Origin of the sequence: Pantoea sp. EEL5, from assembly GCF_049892805.1 — a bacterium.
Lineage (GTDB): Bacteria > Pseudomonadota > Gammaproteobacteria > Enterobacterales > Enterobacteriaceae > Pantoea > Pantoea ananatis.
In genome coordinates this window covers 536771-552066 of the sequence record NZ_JBNDNJ010000002.1, presented here as the reverse complement: position 1 = coordinate 552066, position 15296 = coordinate 536771, and the positions used below count along the sequence as shown (strand labels likewise).

General features: G+C 54.8%; 15 protein-coding genes and 1 pseudogene. 3 read left to right on the top strand and 13 right to left on the bottom strand.

The window, feature by feature from the left end:
• Window positions 1–23: 23 nt before the first annotated feature.
• From recA to mltB, 5 genes are all read right to left on the bottom strand, one after another.
• A complete protein-coding gene (gene recA / locus ACPXSQ_RS14165; protein ID WP_013026905.1) occupies window positions 24–1094 on the bottom strand; it encodes a recombinase RecA in 1071 nt (356 codons plus the stop codon).
• 95 nt (window positions 1095–1189) lie between these two features.
• Entirely contained in the window at window positions 1190–1684 is a 495-nt protein-coding gene (gene pncC, locus ACPXSQ_RS14160; protein ID WP_013026906.1) for a nicotinamide-nucleotide amidase, read from the bottom strand.
• Between the two features lie 100 nt (window positions 1685–1784).
• Window positions 1785–2561: a trans-aconitate 2-methyltransferase gene (gene tam / locus ACPXSQ_RS14155; protein WP_014594424.1), complete on the bottom strand. Its 777-nt coding sequence runs from the start codon at window positions 2559–2561 to the stop codon at window positions 1785–1787.
• A gap of 183 nt (window positions 2562–2744) precedes the next feature.
• Window positions 2745–3080: a zinc ribbon domain-containing protein YjdM gene (locus ACPXSQ_RS14150; protein WP_014605175.1), complete on the bottom strand. Its 336-nt coding sequence runs from the start codon at window positions 3078–3080 to the stop codon at window positions 2745–2747.
• Between the two features lie 75 nt (window positions 3081–3155).
• The gene (gene mltB / locus ACPXSQ_RS14145; RefSeq protein ID WP_014594425.1) at window positions 3156–4238 is read right to left on the bottom strand and encodes a lytic murein transglycosylase B; all 1083 of its coding nucleotides are present in this window, start codon (window positions 4236–4238) and stop codon (window positions 3156–3158) included.
• Between the two features lie 342 nt (window positions 4239–4580).
• Between mltB and mutS the strand changes: the two genes are divergently transcribed.
• The 3 genes and pseudogenes from mutS (at window position 4581) to ACPXSQ_RS14130 (ending at window position 8631) form a co-directional block, all read left to right on the top strand.
• Window positions 4581–7142, top strand: coding sequence for a DNA mismatch repair protein MutS (gene mutS, locus ACPXSQ_RS14140; RefSeq protein ID WP_029570596.1), 2562 nt, complete (start codon window positions 4581–4583; stop codon window positions 7140–7142).
• 225 nt (window positions 7143–7367) lie between these two features.
• A pseudogene (locus tag ACPXSQ_RS14135) lies at window positions 7368–7845 on the top strand (helix-turn-helix domain-containing protein).
• Window positions 7846–7893: 48 nt separating this feature from the next.
• Entirely contained in the window at window positions 7894–8631 is a 738-nt protein-coding gene (locus ACPXSQ_RS14130; RefSeq protein ID WP_014594428.1) for a 2-phosphosulfolactate phosphatase, read from the top strand.
• A gap of 63 nt (window positions 8632–8694) precedes the next feature.
• On the opposite strand, the gene rpoS is transcribed toward ACPXSQ_RS14130, so the two are convergent.
• From rpoS to ftsB, 8 genes are all read right to left on the bottom strand, one after another.
• Window positions 8695–9687 (bottom strand): RNA polymerase sigma factor RpoS, encoded by a 993-nt coding sequence (gene rpoS, locus ACPXSQ_RS14125; protein ID WP_013026913.1) that lies wholly within the window; start codon window positions 9685–9687, stop codon window positions 8695–8697.
• 51 nt (window positions 9688–9738) lie between these two features.
• Window positions 9739–10854 (bottom strand): murein hydrolase activator NlpD, encoded by a 1116-nt coding sequence (gene nlpD, locus ACPXSQ_RS14120; RefSeq protein ID WP_015699635.1) that lies wholly within the window; start codon window positions 10852–10854, stop codon window positions 9739–9741.
• A 165-nt stretch (window positions 10855–11019) separates the two neighbouring features.
• On the bottom strand, window positions 11020–11646 hold the full coding sequence (locus ACPXSQ_RS14115) for a protein-L-isoaspartate(D-aspartate) O-methyltransferase (protein WP_014605172.1): 627 nt from the start codon (window positions 11644–11646) through the stop codon (window positions 11020–11022).
• Window positions 11640–12401, bottom strand: a complete 762-nt coding sequence (gene surE, locus ACPXSQ_RS14110; protein ID WP_014594429.1) for a 5'/3'-nucleotidase SurE — start codon at window positions 12399–12401, stop codon at window positions 11640–11642. The genes ACPXSQ_RS14115 and surE overlap by 7 nt, the downstream gene beginning before the upstream one ends.
• A gap of 282 nt (window positions 12402–12683) precedes the next feature.
• A complete protein-coding gene (gene truD, locus ACPXSQ_RS14105) occupies window positions 12684–13724 on the bottom strand; it encodes a tRNA pseudouridine(13) synthase TruD (protein WP_013026917.1) in 1041 nt (346 codons plus the stop codon).
• The gene (gene ispF, locus ACPXSQ_RS14100) at window positions 13721–14203 is read right to left on the bottom strand and encodes a 2-C-methyl-D-erythritol 2,4-cyclodiphosphate synthase (protein ID WP_013026918.1); all 483 of its coding nucleotides are present in this window, start codon (window positions 14201–14203) and stop codon (window positions 13721–13723) included. Before ispF ends, truD begins: the two co-directional genes overlap by 4 nt.
• Window positions 14203–14919: a 2-C-methyl-D-erythritol 4-phosphate cytidylyltransferase gene (gene ispD, locus ACPXSQ_RS14095; RefSeq protein ID WP_042677884.1), complete on the bottom strand. Its 717-nt coding sequence runs from the start codon at window positions 14917–14919 to the stop codon at window positions 14203–14205. The genes ispF and ispD overlap by 1 nt, the downstream gene beginning before the upstream one ends.
• A gap of 3 nt (window positions 14920–14922) precedes the next feature.
• Window positions 14923–15240, bottom strand: coding sequence for a cell division protein FtsB (ftsB, locus tag ACPXSQ_RS14090; RefSeq protein WP_024471451.1), 318 nt, complete (start codon window positions 15238–15240; stop codon window positions 14923–14925).
• Window positions 15241–15296 lie beyond the last annotated feature (56 nt).

Genomic DNA, 15296 nt, shown 5'->3' with positions numbered 1-15296 from the left:
AAAATCCGCTCCTGCTTCAGGCTTTAATAATCTTCGTTGGCTTCGCTCGCCGCCTTCTCAACGTCGTTGCCTGCAACGTCCGCCGCGATGTTTTGATCGCCACCGTTAAGCAGCATTTCACGCAGTTTGATATCAAGCTCCTCGGCCACCGCGGCATTTTCTTTGAGGAAGTTGCCCGCGTTTGCCTTGCCCTGACCGATCTTATCGCCTTTATAGCTGTACCATGCACCGGCTTTTTCAATCAGCTTGTGCTTCACGCCAAGATCCACCAGCTCACCGAAGGTGTTAATGCCTTCGCCGTACATGATCTGGAACTCAGCCTGTTTAAATGGCGCTGCAATTTTGTTCTTAACGACTTTAACGCGCGTTTCACTACCCACCACGTTGTCACCCTCTTTAATCGCACCGATACGGCGAATATCAAGGCGAACAGAAGCGTAGAACTTAAGCGCGTTACCACCGGTAGTGGTTTCCGGGTTACCGAACATCACACCAATCTTCATACGAATCTGGTTGATGAAGATCAGCAGCGTATTAGACTGCTTCAGGTTACCCGCCAGCTTACGCATTGCCTGGCTCATCATACGTGCCGCCAGGCCCATGTGTGAGTCACCGATTTCACCTTCGATTTCGGCTTTTGGCGTCAGTGCAGCTACGGAGTCAACGATAATGACGTCAACGGCACCAGAGCGGGCCAGCGCATCACAAATTTCCAGGGCCTGCTCACCGGTATCCGGCTGTGAACACAGCAGATTGTCGATATCTACGCCCAGTTTCTTAGCATAGATGGGATCCAGTGCGTGCTCGGCATCGATAAAGGCACAGGTTTTGCCCTTACGCTGCGCGGCGGCAATAACCTGAAGTGTCAGTGTCGTTTTACCTGAGGCCTCTGGGCCGTAGATCTCAACGATACGTCCCATCGGTAAACCACCCGCACCTAATGCGATATCCAGTGACAGAGAACCCGTTGAAATGGTTTCCACATCCATTGAGCGGTCTTCACCCAAGCGCATGATGGAGCCTTTACCAAATTGCTTCTCAATCTGGCCGAGCGCGGCAGCTAAAGCCTTCTGTTTGTTTTCATCAATTGCCATTTCTACTCCTAATCATGCCGGGTAAACACGCACGCATGGTGCCTGTGCACTTTCTGTTGCGGGTAATTATACTGTATAGTCATACAGTATCAAGTTTAATTTTGCAGAAATTGACGGGATAACGTCTGGAGTGCCCAGCCAACTGACTGACGGCGCACGGCATCGCGATCACCATCAAACTGCTGACGAAAAGCCATGACCACGCCACCCGGCGCCGCAAAGCCAAACCAGACCGTGCCTACCGGTTTGTCTTCACTGCCACCATCCGGGCCGGCAATACCGCTAACGGAAATAGCGTAATCGGCGCGCGCCCGCTGCTGTGCCCCAAGGGCCATTTCACGCACTACCGCCTCGCTGACGGCGCCGTATTGCGCCAGTGACGCCGCGCTGACACCGACCAGTTCTTGTTTGGCATCGTTACTGTAGGTGACAAAGCCCCGTTCGAACCAGGCAGAGCTTCCGCTCACGTCAGTAAACACTTTTGCTATCCAGCCGCCCGTGCAGGATTCTGCACAAGTTACGGTAGCGTTACGCTGTTTAAGCGCCTCACCTGTCTGCGCACTCAGTGCGTGCAACTGCTGGTCATTCATTTTTCGCTCCCTGTCGCCGTTGAGTGAACATGGTGCATGCTCTGCGCTTTTTCAAGCACTCAGGGGCGCTTAGTCAACAAATTGCGCGTTACGCTCCAGTTTAGCCGTTGCGTGTCGCCACCATGAAAAGCCGGGGGAAAGCTAAGAGTACCTTGCCATCCTGACGGGCGGGATAGCCGGTAATAAGACACTGATGATAAGCAGCCAGAAACTGTTCCTGCTCAGAGACGTCCAGCGGCGCAAGGAAAGGACGCAGCCCGGTGGCCTTTAACCAGTGGATGATAGCCTGCGCATCGTCCATAACGTGATAGTAGGTGGTTCGCCAGATATCAACCGCGCAGCCTGCCTTTGTCAGCACGTCATAATAGTGTTCAGTTGAGGGTAATTTTTTGCGTTCCGCCGCCTGCGCGCTGATCTTGTCGCGCCAGGGGCCGGATGCCGCGACCTCACGCATTAACTGATGCGAAGGTTCTTCCAGGTTATCGGGCATTTGAACCGCCAGCGCACCGGCAGGTGCCAGTTGACTGACTAACCGTGGTAACAGGGTGGGATGATCGCCAAGCCATTGCAGCGACGCGTTGGCATAAATGACCTGCTGCGGGATATCGGTTGTCCAGTTGCCGATATCCGCCTGAATAAACTGGCACTGAGGCAAACGTTCCCGCGCCTGCGCGAGCATGGCGGCGGAACTGTCAAGCCCGATCACCTGCGCCTGCGGCCAGGCATCGTAAAGCAGTTCGGTGCTGTTCCCGGGGCCACAGCCCAGATCGGTAACGAACCGGACATCTTCAACCTCAATTCGTGCCAGTAATTCATGCGCAGGCCGCGTTCTTTCTGCCTCAAATTTACGATACAGCGCGGGATCCCAGTCTTGCATATTGCGTCTCCTCTCAGGGGTTAAAGATTCACAGAAGATGAGACGTATAAATAAACATAAAGTGCCCGACCAACAGCAAAATATGTCAGCGGCACGCAAACGGGCAGGAGGTCTTTATAAGGGAAAAGCCCGGTCGGGCTGACAGGAATAAGATCGGGCGCAGCGAGCAGGCGCCCGGCAGAATCAGTTCTTTTTCACAAACTCAGATTTGAGCTTCATCGGACCAAATCCGTCGATCTTGCAATCAATATTGTGATCGCCTTCAACCAGCCGGATGCTCTTAACCCGGGTGCCTATTTTCAGCACAGACGAACTGCCTTTGACCTTCAGATCTTTAACGACCGTGACGCTGTCGCCATCGGCGAGTAAATTGCCGTTTGCATCACGAACGATCAAATCCTGACCGCTGTCATCCCCTTCAGCCTGAGTCCAGATATGACCACAGGACGGACAGTTAAGATTTTCAGCATCTTGCCAGGTGTAATCGGCATGGCAAACAGGGCAAGCAGGTAAAGACATAACGGCTCCAGAAAATGAGGACGGCACAGAATAAAGGGCCGTCATCATATATCCTTACAGTTGCTAAGGGTAGTTTTAAAACAGCGATCCCTGACGCGCCTTGCTGACCGCCTCTCCCAGTTGCCACACGGTCATCGCGTAATGCGTGCTGTTGTTGTAGCGGGTAATGGCATAGAAGTTAGGCAAGCCGTACCAGTACTGGTAGCTGGTGCCGAGATCCAGACGGAGCAGGCTGACCTCGTCATGGCCATCCAGCGAACCCTGTGGAGAAAGCCCCGATGCTGCCAGCGTGCTGACGTTGTAACGGGTTTTGAAACCGTTTTCGAGCATGGGTGCCTGACCACTGGCTGGCACGGCAACATTTTCACCCGGACGCCAGCCGTTCTGCTGGAAATAGTGCGCAACACTGCCTATCGCATCGACGGGATCCCACAAATTGATATGGCCGTCACCGTTAAAATCTACCGCATAAGCTTTGTAGGACGATGGCATGAACTGACCGTAGCCCATCGCGCCCGCAAAGGAGCCTTTAAGATCGAGCGGATCGTCCTTCTCATCACGCGCCATGAGCAGGAAGGTCTCCAGCTCACCGCTAAAGTAAGCAGCACGGCGCGGGTAATCAAATGAGAGCGTTGCCAGCGCGTCCAGAATGCGGGTTTTCCCCATGATGCGGCCCCAGCGCGTTTCCACGCCGATAATGCCAACAATAATCTCAGGCGGAACGCCGTAGACCTGCTGCGCACGCTGCAGTGCATCCTGATATTGATTCCAGAACGCGACGCCATTTTGCACGTTATCCGGTGTGATAAATTTATTGCGATAGCGAATCCAGGCACCGTTAGGCCCACTCGGCGGTGTATAGGACGGTGCCTGACGATCCATTAAACGCAGGACGTAGTCCAGCCGCTTAGCCTGGCCAATAATGGCGTGCAGTTGCTCACGGTCGAAGCCGTGTTTCGCCACCATTTTGTCGATGAACTGTTCCGCAACAGGATTGCTGGCGAAGTCACCAAACATCGGCTGAACAGCATGAGACGGCTCCAGCAAAAAGCCGCCTTTAGGCGCAACCCGTTCGGCGGGCGGCTGCGAAGAGTGTGGCTTACTGCTACAGGCGGCAAGCAGGGCAAAAAGCGGAAGGTAAGCAAGCTTAAAACGCATCAGATATCCATATAACAGGCCAGACCAGGGATTTTAATGTTAATCGTTCAACGCGGATACATACAAACGAGATCGTAAAAAAAAACACTTTTTTTAACAATCAAACCGGCTGTTTTGTGAAATGCCTCTACTGCTTTCTTTCTCATCAAAAAAATCATTCAGTTGGCGACCCGGCTTTGCTAACTTCGTTACCCGCTGCGGTAAGCCGGATGATGCAGGAGCCGTAAAATGGTACTATTTCCGCGCGGCATATGCAGCATGATGGTCGCTGCCTATCACCCTTGTTTAACCCAGCGAAAACCGTGACGGGAAAAGGAAGAGTCAACCTTGAGTAAGAATGAGATGAACAAAACAGCGCACATGGACTTGAGTACGCACACGCCAATGATGCAGCAATATTTACGCCTCAAGGCTGAGCATCCGGATATCCTGCTGTTTTATCGCATGGGCGATTTCTACGAGCTGTTTTATGACGATGCCAAACGTGCCTCTCAGCTGTTAGACATTTCCTTAACGAAACGCGGTGCCTCGGCAGGCGAGCCGATTCCCATGGCCGGTGTGCCCCATCACGCCGTCGAAAACTATTTAGCCCGGCTGGTGCAACTCGGTGAATCAGTCGCCATCTGTGAGCAAATTGGCGACCCTGCGCTGAGTAAAGGCCCGGTGGAACGCAAAGTCGTGCGTATAGTTACCCCGGGCACCATCAGCGATGAAGCCCTGTTACAGGAACGCCAGGATAACCTGCTGGCGGCAATTGTTCAGGGGGCGCGCGGCTATGGTTATGCCACGCTGGATATCAGCTCAGGCCGTTTTCGCCTGAGTGAACCTGCCGATCAGGAAACGATGGCGGCAGAACTGCAGCGAACGAATCCTGCCGAGCTACTTTATCCGGAAGATTTTGCTGCGATGGCGCTTATCGATCAGCGTCGCGGTTTACGTCGCCGTCCGCTTTGGGAGTTTGAAATCGACACGGCGCGTCAGCAGCTCAACATGCAGTTTGGCACACGGGACTTAAACGGTTTTGGTGTTGAGCAGGCGCACCTGGGTCTGCGCGCCGCCGGCTGTCTGCTGCAGTATGTGAAAGATACTCAACGAACCAGCCTGCCCCATATCCGCTCTCTTAGCATGGAGCGTCAGCAGGACAGCATCATTATGGATGCGGCCACGCGCCGTAACCTTGAAATTACGCAAAATCTTGCGGGCGGAACAGAGAACACGCTGGCCGCCGTGCTGGATAAAACCGTCACGCCAATGGGAAGCCGGATGCTAAAGCGCTGGCTGCATATGCCGCTGCGTGACAGTAGTATTATCGCGAAACGACAGGCATCAATTGCAGAGCTGCAACCGCTCAGCGATGTGTTGCAACCCGTTCTGCGCCAGGTCGGTGATTTAGAGCGTATTCTGGCCCGACTGGCGCTGCGAACGGCGCGCCCGCGTGATCTGGCGCGCATGCGCCATGCCTTTCAGCAGTTGCCGGAACTCAACGATTTGCTGGCAAACGCCGAATCCGCCCAGTTGAAAACGCTGCGTGCACAGATGGGCGAGTTTAGCGAACTGCGCACTCTGCTTGAGCAGGCCGTTGTCGAATCCCCCCCGGTATTAATCAGGGATGGTGGCGTTATTGCGCCCGGTTATAACGCCGAGCTTGATGAGTGGCGAGCACTCGCCGATGGCGCAACAGATTATCTGGATCGACTGGAAGTTCGCGAACGCGAAAAGCTCGGTCTGGACAGCCTGAAAGTGGGCTTTAACGGCGTTCACGGCTACTACATTCAGGTCAGCCGTGGCCAGAGCCATCAGGTGCCTATCCACTATGTTCGCCGTCAGACGTTGAAGAACGCAGAGCGCTACATCATTCCAGAGCTGAAAGAGTACGAAGATAAAGTCCTTACCTCTAAGGGCAAAGCGCTGGCGCTGGAGAAAAGCCTGTATGAAGGTCTGTTTGACCAGCTGTTGCCGCATCTTGAAGCGCTGCAGCTCAGTGCGGCGGCGCTGGCCGAACTGGATGTCCTGAGTAACCTCGCGGAACGTGCCTGGACACTTAACTACTGCCGTCCCACGCTGCACGACAAGCCCGGGATTAAAATTACCGCCGGCCGCCATCCGGTAGTGGAGCAGGTCCTGAAAGAACCTTTTATCGCGAACCCGCTCTCTCTGGCCCCACAACGCCGCATGTTGATCATCACCGGTCCGAATATGGGCGGTAAAAGTACCTACATGCGCCAGGCGGCATTAATCGCCCTGATGGCCTGGATTGGCAGCTTCGTTCCTGCCGAAGAGGTGGTCATTGGTCCACTGGATCGTATCTTCACCCGTGTGGGCGCGGCAGATGATCTGGCCTCCGGGCGTTCGACCTTTATGGTTGAAATGACCGAGACGGCCAATATTCTGCACAACGCGACAGAAAACAGCCTTGTCCTGATGGATGAAATCGGCCGCGGCACTTCGACGTATGACGGTTTATCGCTGGCCTGGGCCTGTGCGGAAAATCTGGCTAACCGTATTAAAGCGATGACCCTGTTTGCAACGCACTACTTTGAACTGACAACCCTGCCTGAAAAACTGGAAGGCGTGGTTAACGTTCACCTGGACGCAGTTGAACACGGCGATACGATTGCGTTCATGCATAGCGTGCAAGACGGGGCTGCCAGTAAAAGCTACGGACTGGCCGTAGCTGCGCTCGCGGGCGTGCCCAAAGAGGTCATTAAACGGGCGCGCAATAAGCTGAAAGAGCTCGAAACGGTTTCCAGTCAGTCCGCGACGTCAAACATTGACGGCTCGCAGTTGCCGCTGTTGGTGGAAGAAACCTCCCCTGCCGTGGAAGCACTTGAGGCACTGGATCCCGATACGCTGACACCGCGACAGGCGCTGGACTGGATCTATCGACTTAAATCGCTGGTCTGATCACTGCCGCCCTTGACTGGGCGGCAACTGACTGCGCGTCAACCTTCTCTTGCGCCCGCGTTTCCCATTCTGCTGGCGCATTTTTCTGTTACTGCTTTACGCTATGACCAGCCGTTAAAGCGGTGTCATACTGCTGTCGTGTGCCTGTCGTGCTGCGATCGTGTTCCTGACGACGCTAACCGGGGATGCTGCTTACCGATTGTTTACTCTTTCGGAGACTGCACTATGCGTAACCTGAATAAAGTCAGAGAATATCGCCTTGCCCGCGCCTGGTCACAGGAGCAACTGGCCGAAATGGCCGGACTCAGCACCCGAACCGTACAACGCATTGAAAAACGGTGATCCACCCAGTCTGGAAACGTTAAGCGCGCTGGCGGCCGTCTTTGCGTGTAAAATCACCGACCTGACCAGCGAGGCATCAGCGGAGAACGGCGAAGCGTTGGACAGCTACATTTCAGATGCCCGCCTGCAGCTTGCTGCCGAGAGTCGGTTTTACCGTTCTCTGTTTAGCGCCGTGGTAGTGTGCACACTGCTGTTCGTCCTCAACCACTTTACCTCGCCGAATGAGCGCTGGTCACTTTGGGTCGCTGCTATTTGGGGAGCCTTACTCGTGGTCAGAGCATTACGCCTGTTTATTTTCAAGGAAGCGATCCGCCGTTGGCAGCAAAGACGGCTGCAAAAGTTATTGCGCAGGCAGGGGTAACTTAGCGGGTTGCGCCTTCCTGTTATCCTCACACTTCAGGAACAGCTTATGCACTGGTACAGTCAGGACGCGTTTGCAATTCGTCTCGAATGGGGCATCGCCGCACTGGATCATCTTGCCGGCAATGTGGATGCCATTGTGATAGTGGATGTGATGTCCTTTTCCACCTGCGTCAGTCTTGCCGTGGAGAACGGGGCACGCGTGTATCCCTATCCCTGGAAAGATCAGACTGTCGTCCATTATGCGCAGTCCGTCGGTGCTGTCGCGGCGAACAGCGACAGGCGATTCGGTGGCGAAGGCTACAGCCTGTCGCCCCGAACGTTGCTCAGCGTTCGCCCTGGTGAAAGGTTGGTACTGCCCTCCCCTAATGGCTCCGCGACCTGCTTCCGGGCACGAGAGTGGGGCGTGCCCGTGCTGACAGGCTGTCTGAGAAACCTCACTGCCACCGCCGAGGCCTGCCGCCCCTTTAAACGTCTTTTGATTGTCCCCTGCGGCGAACGTTGGCCGGACGGGAGCCTTCGCCCCTGTATTGAGGACTATGTGGTTGCCGGGGGGATCATTGCCGCACTTGAGCGAAACTCGCTGTCACCGGAAGCACAGACCGCTGTCGCAGCCTGGCACGCTCATCAGTTGCAGGATTTCACGGCGCTGTTTCACTGTTCGTCAGCAACAGAACTGATACAGCGCGGTTTTCCGGAGGATGTAACACTGTGCCTGACAAAAGATGCGGCCCGTCGGCCCTGTTTTTTGTCAGGCGAGTATTTTGCCCTGCGGGCAGAGGCATAAAACGCAGATAAAAAAAAGCGATGGGGTTAACCATCGCTTTTTGTTGATGTGCTCTGTGACGGCTTATTCGCGGAACAGTGCTTCAATGCTGAGGCCCTGACCCTGCAGGATTTCACGCAGACGGCGCAAACCTTCAACCTGAATCTGACGCACACGCTCACGGGTTAAACCGATTTCACGGCCAACATCTTCGAGCGTTGCCGCTTCATAGCCCAACAGGCCGAAACGACGAGCCAACACTTCGCGCTGCTTAGCGTTCAGTTCGAACAACCATTTAACGATACTTTGTTTCATATCGTCATCTTGCGTAGTGTCTTCTGGGCCGTTGTCTTTTTCATCGGCCAGAATATCCAGCAGCGCTTTCTCAGAATCCCCTCCCAGTGGAGTATCAACTGAGGTAATGCGTTCGTTGAGACGCAACATGCGACTAACGTCATCAACCGGTTTATCCAGTTGTTCTGCAATTTCTTCCGCACTCGGCTCATGGTCAAGCTTGTGAGAAAGTTCACGCGCAGTACGCAGATAAACGTTCAGTTCTTTAACAATATGGATTGGCAAACGAATTGTACGGGTCTGGTTCATGATTGCCCGTTCAATGGTCTGACGAATCCACCAGGTGGCATACGTTGAGAAGCGGAATCCACGTTCTGGATCAAACTTTTCAACGGCGCGGATCAGGCCGAGGTTACCTTCTTCAATCAGGTCCAGCAGAGCCAGACCGCGATTGCTGTAACGTCGGGCAATCTTAACCACCAGGCGTAAGTTACTTTCGATCATGCGGCGACGAGAAGGAATATCACCTCGTAATGCGCGGCGAGCAAAGAGAACTTCTTCCTCTGCCGTCAGCAATGGAGAATAGCCAATCTCCCCAAGATAGAGTTGAGTAGCATCAAGTACACGTTGCGTCGCACCCTGCGCCAGCAACTCCTCTTCTGCTACATCATTGTCGCCAGATTCATTTTCAACGAGTGCCTTCTCATCAAAAATCTCTGCTCCATTCTCTTCGAATTCCGCGTTCTCATGTAACTCGTTTACTTTCAGCGTATTCTGGCTCATAAGTGGCTCCTACCCGTGATTCCAGGGCAGATTCCTGAGGACTCTGCCGGATTATCGCTGCGGCAAATAACGCAACGGGTTTACGGATTTCCCCTTGTAACGAATTTCAAAGTGTAATCTAACTGAACTGGTTCCGGTGCTACCCATGGTAGCGATCTTTTGCCCAGCCTTAACTTCCTGTTGTTCCCGGACCAGCATTGTATCGTTATGGGCGTAGGCACTCAGGTAATCATCATTGTGTTTAATGATGATTAAATTACCGTAACCACGAAGCGCATTGCCTGCGTAAACCACCCTTCCTGAAGCAGTGGCTACAATTGGCTGTCCGCGCGAACCTGCGATATCGATGCCTTTATTGCCACCCTCGGCGGCAGAGAAGTTATCGATGATCTTACCTTCAGTTGGCCAACGCCAGCTTCCCACAGGGGTTGAACTGTTAGTTGTACTGCTAACCGTAGGCGGTGCGGTAACGGCTGGAGCTGTTGTCGTTGCAACATTTGCTCCCTTCGAAGGCAACAATTTGCTGCCACTCGATTCACCCGAATCATCAGAATACGTAATAACAGGCTGCTGTGCAACAGGGGCCTGTTTTATTTGTGGTGCACTCACAACGCCGCTTTGCGTTGCATCTGCAGCGGTGATGGCGTTGCCACCGGTAATGGGCTGACCCGAGCCGTTGTCAACCTGTAGCGTCTGTCCCACATTCAGGCTGTAAGGGGCCTGAACATTGTTGCGCTGCGCTAAATCGCGGAAGTCATTGCCCGTAATCCAGGCGATATAGAACAAGGTATCCCCACGTTTTACGGTGTAGGTCTGGCCAGAATAGCTACCTTTAGGAATATTCTGATAACTTCTGTTGTACACAATCCGGCCATTTTCAGTTTGCACATTATTATTATTGGCACTAATGATTCCCGGATTGTTCTGCGGTAAAGGTGTACTACGGCTTAACATTCCGCCCTGCGGTGGCACAGAGGGCACGCCGCCGGTGGCTGGCGCAGTACCAGAGCCAGCCATATTACTGTTGTCATTAACGCTGTTGCTGTCGCCGATATTGCTTATCGGCGCCTGAGTATTATCGCCTGAACTACAGCCTGCCAGCCAAAAACTCACCAGTGAAAGCGCCGCCAGACGGCGTAACTGAAAAATTGTGCTTCCCGTGCTCATTAATCCCCCGTGGTGGCAACCTTTAAAAAACTGACTTACTCGTCTCACCAGCACAATACACTGTGCGGCACGTTAAACGCTGGATTTTCGTTGAATGAACTGGATAGTAGCAATATCAACTACCTGATTCCATGAAACAGTTATGAAGAAATGCTAACAAGGCAGTCAGGCCAGATCGCCCTGAACTAAGGGAACGAAACGGACCGGCTCAATGGTTTCTTCTGTAATCTCATTGCCGCGGCGGCGCAGACGCTTTAACACCTGCTGCTCCTCACCTACGGGCAGCACCATAATGCCGCCTTCCGCCAGTTGCGCTATCAGCGCAATCGGAATTTCAGGCGGTGCCGCGGTAACGATAATGGCATCAAAAGGGCCACGAGACGGCCAACCCTGCCAGCCATCGCCGTGTCGGGTTGAAACATTGTGTAAATCAAGCTGTTTCAGGCGCCGTTTGGCCTGCCACTGCAGGCCTTTAATGCGCTCGACCGAGTAAACGTGTTCAACCAGGTGGGCGAGGATGGCGGTCTGGTAGCCGGAACCGGTGCCAATCTCCAGCACGCGCGCGTGCTCTGTCAGCGCCAGCAACGCGGTCATGCGTGCCACCATATAGGGCTGCGAGATGGTTTGACCGGACCCGATGGGCAGCGCCATGTTGTCCCAGGCTTTGTGCTCGAAGGCTTCATCAATAAAGCGTTCGCGCGGGACATCGGCAATGGCTTTTAACAGGTGCTCATCTTTAATGCCCTGTTGACGCAGCTGTGACAGCAATGTCTCAATACGCCGACTTACCATGCCAGGTGTACCTCAGCGTTGGCCAGCCAGGTGCTGAGAACAGCCTGCGCATTGTGCGCAGTCAGATCGACGTGCAATGCAGTCACTGACACATAACCCTCATCCACGGCGGCAAAGTCAGTCTCAGGGCCCGCATCCAGTTTTTCACCGGGCGGTCCAATCCAGTACAGCGGATTACCACGAGGGTCGGTTTGCGCAATCACCCGATCGGCCGGATGACGGCTACCGCAGCGCGTGACGCGAATGCCCTTTATTTCAGCCAGAGGCAAATCGGGCACGTTGATATTTAAGATGCGTCCGGTGCGCAGCGGTTGTTGCGTCAGCGCTTTAAGAATGGCACAGGTCACTGCCGCGGCAGTGTCATAGTGCAGCTGGCCATTTAGCGATACCGCCACGGCGGGCAATCCCAGATGGCGGCCCTCCATTGCGGCCGCTACCGTACCGGAATAGATCACATCATCCCCCAAATTGGGGCCGGCATTAATGCCTGACACCACGATGTCTGGCCGGGGCTGCATAAGCGCATTCACGCCCAAATAAACGCAATCGGTGGGCGTACCCATTTGCACGGCAATATCCCCATTGTCATGGGTAAAGGTGCGCAACGGGGTTTCCAGCGTCAATGAGTTAGAGGCACCACTGCGATTACGATCCGGTGCCACAACCTGCACCTCGGCAAATTGACGCAAAGCCTTTGCCAGCGTCTGAATACCAGGCGCGTGGATGCCATCATCGTTGCTGAGCAATATCCGCATTTAATTCTGACCTTTTCTGTTCAACCGGGCCGCCGTTATATGGACCTGTTTTGAGGCATGGCAACAAGTTAAGAGTGGACAGCGACTTTTGCATTCTAGCGGTGAGCGAGAGGAAGTGGTAGGCGAAAATCAAACGAACGGGCAGGAAAAGAGCAAGGTCGCTACGATGTTAAAGCATCTGGAACAGTGAAATACGCACACTGCCATGCCAACGGGCCGCCTACGCGGCTCGTTGGCAGCCTGACGACGAGGCCGGTTCTGATACACAGGCGACGTCGTGGCTTATTCGTCAGGCATATCAAGTAACTCGGTGCTGTTGAGCAACTCCCGGACAACGCTGGTGGCAAAGCTGCCTGCGGGCAGCCAGAATTGCATCTCCAGCGTGGCCTCATCCTGCCAGCGCCAGCGCAGGTCGCGCGGAACCACAAGCATCGCCCGGCGCCCGGCATCCACGCGCTCACGCTCAAGCAGACCGCGCAGCTCACCGGCATCGGCCAGGCACTGCTGTTCAAAAGCCAGCGCATCCGCCTGAGGGCCGGGCTCGCCCTGCCCCGGTAACGGTGCCGTAATGCGAAGCGCATGCTGATTAACACGCGTCTGCAGCTCGGCCAGCTCTTCCGGCTGGGCAACGAACCAGCTGCCGCGACCGGTAAGCTGCAGTGCATCCCCGTTCATAACCTGGGTTAATCCGCCCTGCTGCGCTAAACGCATGCTGGTGACCTGATTAAACAGCGCACTGCGCGCCGCCGAGAGCATCAGTCCGCGCTTGCTGCGATCGCGTATCTGAATCTCGTTCCGCGCTAACTTTGCTGCCGTCACCAGGTTATTGCCGTTGCGGCCAAAGCGTTGTTCGCCAAAATAGTTGGGCACGCCGTTATCACGGATGCTAACCAGCCGCGCCTCTGTTTCCTCACGATGGCTGACCTGCCGGATCACCAGCCGGAATGCATTTCCCGCCAGGGCGCCGATGCGCAGCTTGCGCTTATGGCGCACCACCTCAAGTATGTCAACGCCATCCAGCGCAAACCCCGCCAGAACGGGCATGGAATTGCCGGGGACGCGAAAGCAAAGCGTCTGTTCCGTAACCGCGTGGCGATCTTTCATGCCCGCATAGCTCAGGTCGCGTACGCTGACCTTCATAAACTTCGCCAGGGCTTCGGCAACAAAACGGGTATTGGCGCCGCTTTTGCGAATGCGCACCAGCACGTGCTCACCCTCGCCATCCGGCTGATAACCCAAATCTTCCACGACCACGAAATCTTCCGGTGTCGCTTTAATCACGCCTGTCGCCTTTGGCGTACCCTGCAGGTAGTGCAGCGTCATGCCGGTTCCACTTTCAACAGTAAGGCCACCGCTTCACAGGCAATACCTTCACCCCGACCGGTAAAACCGAGTTTCTCGGTGGTGGTGGCTTTAACGTTAACCTGGTCCATGTGGCAGCCCAGATCTTCGGCAATGTTAATGCGCATTTGCGGCACGTGCGGCAGCATTTTAGGTGCCTGGGCAATCAGCGTGACATCGACGTTGCCAATGCAGTAGCCTTTAGCCTCAATGCGACGCCATGCTTCACGCAACAGCCCGCGGCTGTCCGCGCCTTTGAACGCCGGATCGGTGTCCGGGAACAGCTTGCCAATATCGCCCATGGCCACCGCGCCCAACAGCGCATCGGTGAGCGCATGCAGCGCCACATCACCATCGGAATGGGCAATAAAGCCATACTCAAATGGGATTCGCACACCGCCAATCACCAGCGGACCTTCTCCACCGAAGGCGTGAACGTCAAAACCGTGACCGATACGCATTATGTGCTCTCCTTTGACTGAATCTGACTGAGATAAAAAGCCGCCAGGGCTAAGTCTTCCGGGCGGGTAACTTTGATGTTGTCGCTACGGCCTGTTACCAGCTCAGGATGATAACCGCAGTACTCCAGCGCCGAGGCTTCGTCGGTAATGGTCGCCCCTTCGTTCAAGGCTCGCATCAGGCTGGCCGTCAGTAAGGCACGGGGGAAAAATTGCGGGGTTAAAGCGTGCCACAGGTTGTCGCGATCGACAGTGTGCGCAATCGCCGCCTGACCAGGCTCGCCGCGTTTCATGGTGTCACACACGGGTGCCGCCAGAATGCCGCCCGTTTTGCTGGTTTCCCGCAACTGCAGCAGACGATCCAGGTCGTCAGGATGCAGGCAAGGCCGTGCAGCATCGTGAACCAGCACCCAGCTGGCACCCTGAGCTGCCTGCAGGCCGGCCAGAACCGACTCCGCGCGCGTATCGCCCCCGATGACGCAAATCACCCGCGGATCGTCTGCCAGGGGCAAAGCAGCAAAGTGCCGATCGTCTGGGCTTAACGCGACGATAACCTGCGAGACGGCTGGATGGGAAAACAGACGGGCAATGCTGTGTTCCAGAAGGGTGTGCTGACCAATCGTCAGATACTGTTTAGGGCAGGTTGCCTGCATGCGGCTGCCGATACCGGCAGCGGGCACAACGGCAATCACATCCGCAGAGTGGGACCGATTGTTCATGTTTTATCGTTGTTGGTTTTGCGCGGCTTGTTGCGCGTTGCGTTTGTTCTGGTCAGGGACCAGACGATAGAAGGTTTCACCAGGCTTAATCATGCCTAATTCGCTGCGTGCGCGTTCCTCAATCGCTTCAGAGCCGCCATTGAGATCGTCAATTTCAGCAAAGAGTTGATCGTTGCGCATTTTCAATTTGGCGTTATTCGCCTTTTGTACCGCAACGTCATCGTTGACGCGCGTAAAGTCATGGATGCCGTTCTTACCCAGCCACAATGAATATTGCAGCCAACCCAACAGCACCAACAGCAGTAACGTCAGTTTTCCCATCCCGCCCCCTAAAAACGGCCCAATCATCCCATAACTTTACCCAGGACTCCACACTG